This window comes from Micromonospora sp. KC213 (genome assembly GCF_004348325.1).
Classification (GTDB): Bacteria; Actinomycetota; Actinomycetes; order Mycobacteriales; family Micromonosporaceae; genus Micromonospora.
Genome location: NZ_SMKF01000198.1, coordinates 1 through 9,804, shown reverse-complemented (window position 1 = coordinate 9,804; position 9,804 = coordinate 1). Strand labels below are relative to the sequence as shown.

The following is a 9,804-nucleotide window of genomic DNA, read 5'->3' as shown; positions in this document are numbered from 1 at the left end:
GTGCACCGGGTAGCGCACCCGCCCGCAGACCACCTCCCGCGCCGACGGGCTGGCGGTGAACAGGCCCCGGCCGACCTTCGCCCCGGCCAACTCCGCCGCCCCGCGCTCCAGGTCGCAGCGGACCACCCCGGCCGCGTACGAGGCAGCCACACCCGGGTACGACCCGCCGTCCTCCTCGGCCGTCCAGACGCTGGCGTCGATCCGGCGTACCCCGTCGACCAGCAGCACCACGTCCGGTGCGCGCAGCCCCGGGCGGGGACCGATCGCCCGCCAGTCCACCGCCGCGAGTTCGACGTCCGCGTCGACCTGGGCGCTGCTCGGGGCCGCCGGCCCGCCCGGCGCCACCTCGAACGACGCGCCGTACGACGGGTCCCACGCGTCGACGAACAGCCGCGGCCCGGTCACCCCGCCGCCCGCCCCGCCGTGCCTGCCGCCACCAGCGCAGGGTACCGCGCGTCCGGGCTCACAGGCCGGTCCGTTCGACGCGGGCCGTACGGGCGTCCTTGCGGACCTCGAAGCGCACCGGGATCCGTTCGGCCAGCGCCGGCACATGGGTGACCACGCCGACCATCCGGTCGCCCCGGGCGGCCAGGCCCTCCAGGGTCGCCGCGACGGTGTCCAGGGTGGCCGCGTCCAGTGTGCCGAAGCCCTCGTCCAGCACGATCGACTCCAGGCTCGCCGCCGTGGTGGACATGCCGGCGAGCTGCTCGGACAGGGCCAGCGCCAGGGCCAGCGACGCCTGGAACGTCTCACCACCGGACAGGGTGCGCACCCCCCGGCGCAGCCCCGCGTCGTGGTGGTCAACCACGAAGAACTCGCCCTTGTCGTGCACCAGGTCGTACTGGCCCTGGGACAGGTCGCGCAGGATCCGCGAGGCACCCTCCACCAGCAGGTCGAGCGCCTCGGCGAGCAGCCACCGTTCGAAGTTGTTGGCCCGCAGGTGCCCCGCGAGGGCCCGGGCGGTGCGTGCCCGCCGCTCGTGCTCCGTCCGCTGCTCACGGAGCTCGGCGGCCTGCTCACGGCGTTCCGCCAGCCGCCGCTGCTCCGCCTCGGCGCGTTCCGTCGCCACCGCGACGGCCCGGACCGGGTCGTCGTCGTGGGGCAGCCCGGCGTCGGCGAGCAGCGCCACGATCCGGTCCTCGGCCGCCGCCGCGTCCGCCTCGGCCCGGGCCACCGCGTCGGCCAGCCCGGGCCGCTCGGCCTGCCGCAGCCGGGCCTGATCGGTGGCCCACCCGACCAGGGTGGCCCAGGCCCCGGCGACGTCGTCCCGGTCGGCGGCCGGCGGACCGAACCGGGCCAGCCCGTCACGGGCGGCGTCGAAACCCCGCCAGGCGCCGCGTAACCGTTCCTCGGCCGCGTCCAGCGCGCCCCGGGCCCGGCGGGCGGCCTCGCGCCCGGCGCGGACCGCCGCGGCGGCCTCGTCCATCACCCGGCGCAGCCGGGCGTGCTCGTCCAGCGTCGCACGCAGCGTGGCCGGGGTGGCGGCCCCGGCGAGCTGGCCGTCCAGTTCGGACAGCCGGGAGGTGAGCTGGTCCTGCCGGGCCCGGGCGTGCACCAGCACCCGTTCGAGTTCCCGGGCCGCGGCGTCGCGCTGCTCGACCAGAGCCTGGGCGGCCTTCGTGGCGGCCCGCGCGGCCCTGCCGGCGGCGGTCGCCGCCGCCACCGCCGAGCCCGCCGGTACCGGCGGCACCCGGGCCACGGTCTGCTCGCAGACCGGGCACCTCGCCCCGTCGGTGAGGTGCGTCCGCAACGCGGCCGCCTGGTCGGTGGCCTTCGCCTCCTCGTGGGCGCGGAACGCGGCCTCCAGGTCGGCCTCGGCCCGCGCCGCCGTCTCCCGGGCCGCTTCCAGCGCCGCCACCGCCGCCTCGTGCTCGGCCCGGGCCGCCCCGACCGCGGCACGGACCGTCTCGGTCTCGACGGCGAGCTTCTCCCGGTCGGCGTACGCGCGCAGCAGCAGCCGGAGGCTGCTCTCGTCGCCGAGCCCGGCCAGCTCGCCGCGGAGCTTCTCCTCACGCTCCTCGGCCAGCGTCACCGCGCCCGCGGCGTCCTCGACCGCCGAACGCGCGACGGTCACCGCGCGGGCCACCTCGGTCACCCCGTCCGGCGCGCGCACCCCGGCCAGCCCGGCCAGGTCGGCGTCCAGATCGGCCAGGGCCGCCGCCGCCGTCCGCGCCGCCGCCCGCGCCCGGTCCCGCTCCGGCACGGCCGCGACGACCGACCCGGCCAGCTCCCGCATCCGCCGTACCTGCGCGGACGCCGCTTCCAGCGTCGCGTCGTCGACGTCGGTCAGCCCGGCGAGCATCCGGTCGACCGCCTCCACCTTCGCCTCGGCCTGCCCGGCCCGCTCCGTGGCGCGCTTCTGCACCTGCTCGTAGACGCCGAGGCCGAGCAGGTTGACCAGGATCTGCTGCCGGGTCGCCGGCTTGGCGTGCAGGAAGTCGGCGAACTGCCCCTGCGGCAGCACCACACAGGAGGTGAACTGCTCGTACGGCAGCCCGACCGCCGCCAGCACCGCCTCCTCCATCTCGGCGGGGGTGCCGGCCACCACCTCGCCCAGGTCTTCCGGGCTGAGCCCGGTGTCGAGCTTGCTGATGTCGAAACCGGGCGGCATGAGCTGCAACCCGGCGTTGGCGGTCTTGACGGTGCCCCGGCCGTCGCGGCGGATCACCCGGGTGGCCACGTAGCGGTCCCCGGCGGACTCGAAGACCAGCCGGACCCGGGCCTCGGTGGCCGACGGCGCGAGCGCGTTGGCGAGCCCCCGGGCACCGCCCCAGCGGGGCACCGTGCCGTAGAGGGCGAAACAGATCGCGTCCAGCACGGTGGACTTTCCCGCACCGGTCGGGCCGACCAGGGCGAAGAAGTCCGCGTCGGTGAAGTCGACGGTGGTCTCGTCGCGGAAGACGGTGAAGCCCGCCATGTCCAGCCGCATCGGACGCATCAGCGGTCCACCTCCTCGAAGAGCTCGTCGAAGAGCTCCCGCACCCCCTCGTCGTCGTGGCCCCGGCTGTCCAGGTAGTCGGCGAACAACTGCCGGGGGGACCGGCCGGCCCGCTGCGCCGTGCGGGCCCCGCTGCCGGGTGCGGGGACCAGCTCCGGGTCGATCCGGATCTCCAGGGCGCGGGGGAGCAGCTCCTGGACCTCCTCACGCAGCCCGGCGCGGGGGTGTTCGCGCACGTACACCCGCAGCCAGCCCGGCGGCGGGGTCGCCTCGGCGAGCTGCGCGAGGGTGCCCCGGACCGTACGCAGCGGCACCGCCGCCGCCACCGGCACCTCCCGCACCTGGGCGGCGGTGCGGGCGGTGACCTCGACCAGCGTCACCGAAGGGACGTTCTCCTGCTCGCCGAAGTCGACCGCGATCGGGCTGCCGCTGTAGCGCACCGGGCAGGGCCCGTTCACCCGCTGGGCGCGGTGCAGGTGGCCCAACGCCACGTAGTGCGCGGTGCCGGGGAAGACCGAGGCCGGTACGGCGTAGCCGAGCACGGTGTGCGCGTCCCGCTCACCGCCGCCGGTGGATGCCCCGACCACGGTCAGGTGGGCGGTGACCAGGTGCACCCGGTCCGGCTCGGCGAACCCCTCGGTCAGCCGGGTGAGCACCCGCCCCAGGTGGTCGGCGTACGTCTGGGTGGCCTCGGCGGCGGTCAGGTCGTACATCTCCACCGCGCGGACGGCGTACCGCTGCGACAGGAAGGGCAGCGCGGCGAGCTGCCAGCGCTCCCCGTCGCGGGTCACGCCGTCGATCACGTGCTCGGCCGGGTTCTCCCGGACGCTGCCGCGCAGGGTGATGCCGGCCGCCTCGGCCCAGGGGCGCAGCGCGTCCAACGCCGCGCCGTTGTCGTGGTTGCCGCCGATCGCCACCACGTCCGCGCCGGTTCGTCGCAGCGCCGTCAACGCCCGGGTGACCAGCCGGGTCGCCTCCGCGGTGGGGGCGGCGGTCTCGTACAGGTCACCGGCGACGATCACCAGGTCGGGTCGTTCGGCGACCGCGATCTCGATGACGTTGGCCAGCACCTGCTTGTGCTCCTCGGCGCGGGACTGGCCCTTGAGCACCTTGCCGACGTGCCAGTCCGAGGTGTGCAGGATCCTCATGGCTGTGCCGACCCTTCGTTCGCGACTGCGGGGCTCGCAGGCTCACTCCTCGCGCTCACCGGTGCCGGCCTTTCGTTCGCGACTGCGGGGCTCGCAGGCTCACTCCTCGCGCTCACCGGTGCCGGCCTTTCGTTCGCGACTGCGGGGCTCGCAGGCTCACTCCTCGCGCTCACCGGTGCCGGCCTTTCGTTCGCGACTGCGGGGCTCGCAGGCTCACTCCTCGCGCTCACCGGTGCCGGCCTTTCGTTCGCGACTGCGGGGCTCGCAGGCTCACTCCTCGCGCTCACCGGTGCCGGCCTTTCGTTCGCGACTGCGGGGCTCGCAGGCTCACTCCTCGCGCTCACCGGTAGCCCCTAGAACGGGATGTCGTCGTCGGACGAGCCCGAGCCGACCACCGCGAACGGGTCGGCCGACTGGGTGATCGAGCGCAGCGTCTGCGACGGCGGCCGACCCGCCTCGGAGACCCGGGTCGCCCAGGCCGGGAAGGGGAACTCCAGGCAGAGCGGGACCGGGATGTCGGGCTGGTTGACGAACATGGTGCCCGGCTTGGCCAGCAGCGCACGCTGCCGCTGGGCCGGCGGGAGGAAGCCGTACTCGGGTCGGGACGCCTCGGCCGGGTCGAGCCGGCCGACCACCCGGATCGCCGAGTTGGTGACGATCCGGCGTTCCACCTCGCTGGCCGTCTGCTGCGCGCCGACCAGGATCACCCCCAGCGAGCGGCCCCGCTCGGCGATGTCGAGCAGCACCTCCTTGATCGGGGAGGAGCCCTCGCGCGGAGCGTACTTGTTGAGCTCGTCCAGGACGACGAAGAGCAGCGGCTTGGCAGTGCCGGCCTTCTCCTTCCGCTCGAACTCGCTCTTGAGGGTCACGCCGACCACGAAACGTTGCGCGCGGTCCGGCAGGTTGTGCAGATCGACCACGGTGACCTGGGCGCTCTCCGCGGTGTTGATGCTGTGCGGGCGGCGGGTGGACAGGTCACCGCGGATCAGCCGGCCCAGGTCCTTCTTGCTGCCGATCAACCGCCGGGCGAAGGCGTTGACCGTGCCCAGGCCGACCGCGCTGCCCGCCCAGTCGCTGCGGGTCTCGTCGTCGTTGAGCTGCTCGACGATGTGGTCGACGAGATCCGCGTACGACCCCAGGCGGACGCCGTCGACGCTCACCCCGCCGTCGGCGGGCTGGGCGTACCGGGCCAGGTGGGCGGCGACCGAGTGGACCACCATCGTGTACTGCTGGCGTTCGTCGTCGGCGTCGGCGAAGACGTACGGCAGGAGTCGGTCGGCGCAGAACTCGCTCAGCGTCCAGTAGAAGCTGTCCACCCCGGTGAGCCGACTGCTCACGTCGGGCGTGCCGGCGGAGTCACCGACCCGGGGCGGGGCGTACACCCGTACGTCGGGGAAGGCCCCGGCGTCCAGCCCGAGCTTGGCGTACCCGGCCCGGGTGACATCGTCGAGGCGGGTGTTGGGGTGGTCGAGGAAGAGCAGATCCTCGCCCTTGACGTTGAAGATCAGCGCCTTGGCGTTGACCGCGTCGCCGCCGAGCACGCCGGACCGGAACACCGAGTAGAGCAGGAAGGTGGCGAAGCTGGTCTTGGTGGCCACGCCGGAGATGCCGGAGATCGAGACGTGCGCGCCCCGGGTGCCGTCGAGGAAGTCGGCGTTGAGGTAGACCGGGACGCCGTCGCGCCCCATGCCCATCGGGATCCGGCGTTCCATCCGGTCGAAGTGCAGCGCCCGGGCACGGGCGTCGCCCTCGGCCCGGTAGACCGCCGCGCCCGGCGCGGGCGGCACGTAGAGCTCCGGGTCGACCCGGGTGGTGGTGACCTCGGCCGCCTCCTGCACCTGGGCGGGGAGGGTGCCGTCGGCGATGGCGAAGACGTCCGAGTCGAACTGGGCGCCCTCGTGCCGGGCCCGGACCTGGGTGACCACCCCGGCGATGGTCACCGGTTCCCGGTCGGGCAGCTCGCGGCGGGTGACCACCACGTCGTCGAGTTGCAGGTAACTGTCGGGGGAGACGGCGGTCCAGAACGTCAGCGGGGTGGCGTCGGCGGTGCCGAGCACCCGGCCGACCGCCTCGCCCGGGCCGTCGAGCAGGTCGTCGGTCATCGTCGGGCTCCGGTCAGCTGCTCGTCTCGGTCAGGGCGCACGCCCTGCATCCTGCCGGAGGAGTACGACAGGTCGCCACGCGACGCGGCGGACGCCACCCGGCCCGCTCGACCCGCTGGCGGACTGTCGCCGGCAGGCGACGCAGCGTGGCCGTTTCCGCCCCGGCCGGCGGCGTTCCGCGAGATCCTGACGACAAGCGGCGAGTGGGGTGAGGCATGAGGTCCAGAGGGCGACTGGTCACGCTGCTGCTGCTCAGTGCGCTGCTCCCGGTGCTGGAGGCGGCGGTGCTGCTCGCCGTCGGCCTGCGCGCCGCCGACGGCCTGCCGCCGCAGGTGACCGCGATCTGGCCGTACGACTCGTACCACGATCTGCGCTGGCTGCTGGTCTACCACAACTCGTGGGAGAGTTTCCTGGTCGGCCTGCTGGGGGTGACCCTGCTGCGCGGGCTGCTCTCGGTGGCGCTGACCCTGCTGGCCTGGCCGGCCGGGGTGCCCCGGCCGGACCGGGGCTGGCTGGTCCGGCGCAACCTGGAGGTCGCGCTGCTGGCCGCGGTGGTGGTCTCGCCCTGGGCCGCCCTCTCGGTGGCCTTCTCCGTGGTGTCGCTGAGCTGGTATCTGTTCGCCTCGCTGGGGCCGCTGCTGCTGCTCGCCCCGTTCCTGGTCCGGGCCGGCGTGGTGCCGGACTGGTGGCGCGGGCTGCCCACCATCGAGCTGGCCGGGTGGGCCTGGCTCAACTTCGTGGTGCTGACCCTGGCCGGCGCGCTGATGGCCTGGTCTCCGGGCGGTTGGATGCTGCCCGTGGCGGCCCTGGCCGGGGTGGTGAACGGGCTGCTGTGGCAGCGGACGGTGGCTGCGGCGGTGCTGCCCGCCCGGGTCCGGTGGGCCCGGGTGCCGGTGGCGCCGGTCGCCGTCGTGCTCGCCATGGCCGGCGCGGTGTGGACCCCGGCGCTGATCGGGGCCATCGGCGGCGGAGAGAACGTGGATTGGCGTCCGCCCATCCTGGCCGAGCCGCTGCCGGCGAAGGTGCCGCAGGCGGTGATCGTGCTGGGCGGACACCACTCGCACTGGGACGGCAGCCCGGCCGCCGACCCCCGGGTGGAGCGGTTCTCCTACCGGGGACTGGACGCCCAGGGCCGGCCCCTGCCGTACGAGCCGGACGCCACCCACCAGTCGTTGGACTCCAGCAGCGCCCTGCTCGCCGCACAGGTGGACGCGCTGCACAAGCGCACCCGCCGGCCGATCGCACTGGTCGGCGAGAGTGAGGGCGCCATGGTGGCCCGGACCTTCCTGGAGCGGCTGCCCTCCGGGCCGGTGACGGCCGTGGTGTTGTTCGACCCGCTGGTGCAGCCCGGGCGGGCCTACTATCCGCCACCGGGCCACGAGGGCTGGGGCGTGGCGACCGGCTGGCAGCTGCGCGGGATCTTCTGGCTGGCGAACCTGCCCCAGGAGCACAAGGACGTTCCCGACTCGCCGTTCGTGCGCTCGCTGCTGGCCGAGGCACCCTTCTACCGCAACCGCACCCTCTGCCCCGTCGCCGGGGTACGGATGATCGCCTTCCTGCCCACCGTCAGTGCCGCCGAGGCCCCACCCGGGGAGTACAGCCAGATTCCGGTCTACGAGCAGCCGGCGCTGCACGGCGGGGTGGTGGGCGGACAGATCGCCGGCGATCGGGTGACCGACTTCCTGGCCGGTGGGCCGGTGCGTCGCCTCCGGTCGGAGTACAGGTTCCTCCAGCGGTTGGGCGCGGCCTGGCAGGCGCCGTCGCTGGCGGCCTCGGTCAACCCGATCTGGGCGGCGACCCGGGAGGGGGACCCGGCACGGACGGGCCGGAAATGCGAGTCGCGCTGAGCCGCCGCCGGTGGCGCAGCAGCAGCCGGACGGCCGCGCCGTCGAGCCCCACCACCAGCAGCGTCCGGATCGGGTCGTACGGGAACAGCAGCACGCCGACGAGAATCGCCAGCGCGGCGCAGCCGCCGGCCGCCGGCAGGGTGCCCCGCCGGCCGGTGAGCACCAGCAGCCCGGCCAGGGTTACCGCCGCGCCGACTCCCACGTTCAACCAGGCCCAACCGGTGACGTCGAGGTGCCGCACGCCTCCCTCGCCGACGGCGACGAACGGGTCGCCGACGGTCTGCGCCCATGCCGACAGCACGTCCACGCCGCCGCCGACGACGAGGAGGCCGCCGGCGAGCCGGGGCGGCCGGGCCGTGCCGGTGCCGTCGATGACCGCGGTGGAGCCCATTTCCCCAGCCTAGAGGCGACCGGGCAGGCAGCGGGCCTACTCGCGCGCGGCGCGGACGTAACGCAGCAGCAGCACCCCGTCGTCGGCGGCGAGCACGTGCCGCAGCCCCAGGGCCCGGGGTGCGCTGGGGCCGCCGGCGGTGATTCGTCCGGGGCCGGCCCCGGCGAGCAGCGGCGAGACGGTCAGGCAGAGCTCGTCGACCAGGTCCGCGGCGGTGAGCGCGCCGAACAGCTGCGGTCCGCCCTCGCAGAGCAGCTGCCCCAGGCCCCGCCGGCGTAGGTCGGTCAGGGCGGCGGCGAGGTCGACGGTGTCGTCGCCGAGGCGGACCAGGTCGACCACGTCGGCGAGCCCGGCCGGTGCCGTCGCCGCCCCGGTGGTCAGCACGACGGGCCGCACCGGGGCGTCGGCGAGCGCGGGCTGCGCCGGGTCGAGTGCCAGCGAGCGGGAGACCACGACCAGCGTCGGGTACTCGGCCAGGCCGTGATCGCGTCGCCAGGCCCGGCGCGGCCCGCTGAGCCGTACCGCCCGGTAGCCCTCGTGGCGCAGCGTGCCGGCGGCCACCACCAGCCCGTCGCAGAGCATCCGCAGCAGTCCGAAGACCCGCTTGTCCGGTACCCCGGAGAGGCCGGCGGAGTAGCCGTCCAGGCTCACCGCCCCGTCCGGGCTGGTCACGAAGTTCACCCGCAGACGGGGATGGTCCGCCCGACCGTACAGGCGGGTCAGCTCCGCGTCGTCCAGCGGACCGGAGGACGGCGTCGGCCAGATCCGGCGGATCGTGGTGCCGGCGCTCATTCGCCCGCCGGGCCGGTGACCGGAGGGGTGGGCTCGGGGGCGCGGTGCTGGCAGTCGCACCACGTCCGGCCGGGGCAGTCGTCGTGCCGCCGTTCCCGGCACGCTGGGCAGATCATGTCGGCAGCCTAGTGCCGGACGGTGGGACGAGGGGCGTGCGCGTGGTAGATGTACTCCGTGACCACCTCGCCGCGGCGGATCCTGCAGGTACGCATCACGGTGGCCGGAGTCCGTCCGGTGGTCTGGCGGCGGGTGCAGATCCCGGGCGGTTTCACCCTGGACCGGGTGCACCGGGTGGTGCAGCACTCCGTCGGCTGGTGGGACTGCCGGCTGCACTCCTTCGAGATCGACGGGACGCAGTACGGGGAGCCGGATCCCGACGACGAGTTGGCCGTGCGCGACGAGTTGGACGTCCGGCTGGACGCGGTGGCCGGTCGGGGCAGCCGGGTGCGCTACGTCTACGACTTCGAGGACTGGTGGGAGCACGACCTGCTGGTGGAGGACGTGCAGAGCGCCGATCCCGCCCGGCGTTACCCGGTCTGCCTGGACGGGGAGCGGGCCGGGCCACCGGAGGGGGTCGGTGGGCCGG

General features: G+C 74.9%; 7 protein-coding genes and 1 pseudogene. 2 read left to right on the top strand and 6 right to left on the bottom strand.

Going from position 1 to position 9,804, the window contains the following annotated elements; translation table 11 throughout:
- The 4 genes and pseudogenes from E1166_RS26755 to E1166_RS26735 all read right to left on the bottom strand — a co-directional run.
- Nucleotides 1-405, bottom strand: a pseudogene (locus E1166_RS26755) (hypothetical protein); the annotation flags it as partial.
- Between the two features lie 58 nt (nt 406-463).
- Nucleotides 464-2,938 carry an SMC family ATPase gene (locus tag E1166_RS26750; protein ID WP_132342706.1) on the bottom strand — a complete coding sequence of 825 codons (2,475 nt, stop codon included), beginning with the start codon at nt 2,936-2,938 and terminating at the stop codon, nt 464-466.
- On the bottom strand, nt 2,938-4,086 hold the full coding sequence (locus E1166_RS26745) for an exonuclease SbcCD subunit D (RefSeq protein WP_132342705.1): 1,149 nt from the start codon (nt 4,084-4,086) through the stop codon (nt 2,938-2,940). Before E1166_RS26745 ends, E1166_RS26750 begins: the two co-directional genes overlap by 1 nt.
- A 353-nt stretch (nt 4,087-4,439) precedes the next feature.
- On the bottom strand, nt 4,440-6,188 hold the full coding sequence (locus E1166_RS26735) for an ATP-binding protein (RefSeq protein ID WP_132270318.1): 1,749 nt from the start codon (nt 6,186-6,188) through the stop codon (nt 4,440-4,442).
- Between the two features lie 215 nt (nt 6,189-6,403).
- Between E1166_RS26735 and E1166_RS26730 the strand changes: the two genes are divergently transcribed.
- Complete coding sequence (locus E1166_RS26730; RefSeq protein WP_132342703.1) at nt 6,404-8,035, top strand: hypothetical protein; 1,632 nt, start codon at nt 6,404-6,406, stop codon at nt 8,033-8,035.
- Here E1166_RS26730 and E1166_RS26725 read toward each other — a convergent pair.
- Together E1166_RS26725 and E1166_RS26720 are read right to left on the bottom strand one after the other, a co-directional pair.
- Entirely contained in the window at nt 7,965-8,426 is a 462-nt protein-coding gene (locus E1166_RS26725; RefSeq protein ID WP_132342702.1) for a hypothetical protein, read from the bottom strand. The genes E1166_RS26730 and E1166_RS26725 overlap by 71 nt on opposite strands.
- 36 nt (nt 8,427-8,462) lie before the next feature.
- Nucleotides 8,463-9,218 carry a pyrimidine reductase family protein gene (locus E1166_RS26720; protein ID WP_132342701.1) on the bottom strand — a complete coding sequence of 252 codons (756 nt, stop codon included), beginning with the start codon at nt 9,216-9,218 and terminating at the stop codon, nt 8,463-8,465.
- A 174-nt stretch (nt 9,219-9,392) separates the two neighbouring features.
- Between E1166_RS26720 and E1166_RS26715 the strand changes: the two genes are divergently transcribed.
- A partial coding sequence (locus E1166_RS26715) for a plasmid pRiA4b ORF-3 family protein (protein WP_243710533.1) occupies nt 9,393-9,804 on the top strand: 412 nt, incomplete at its 3' end.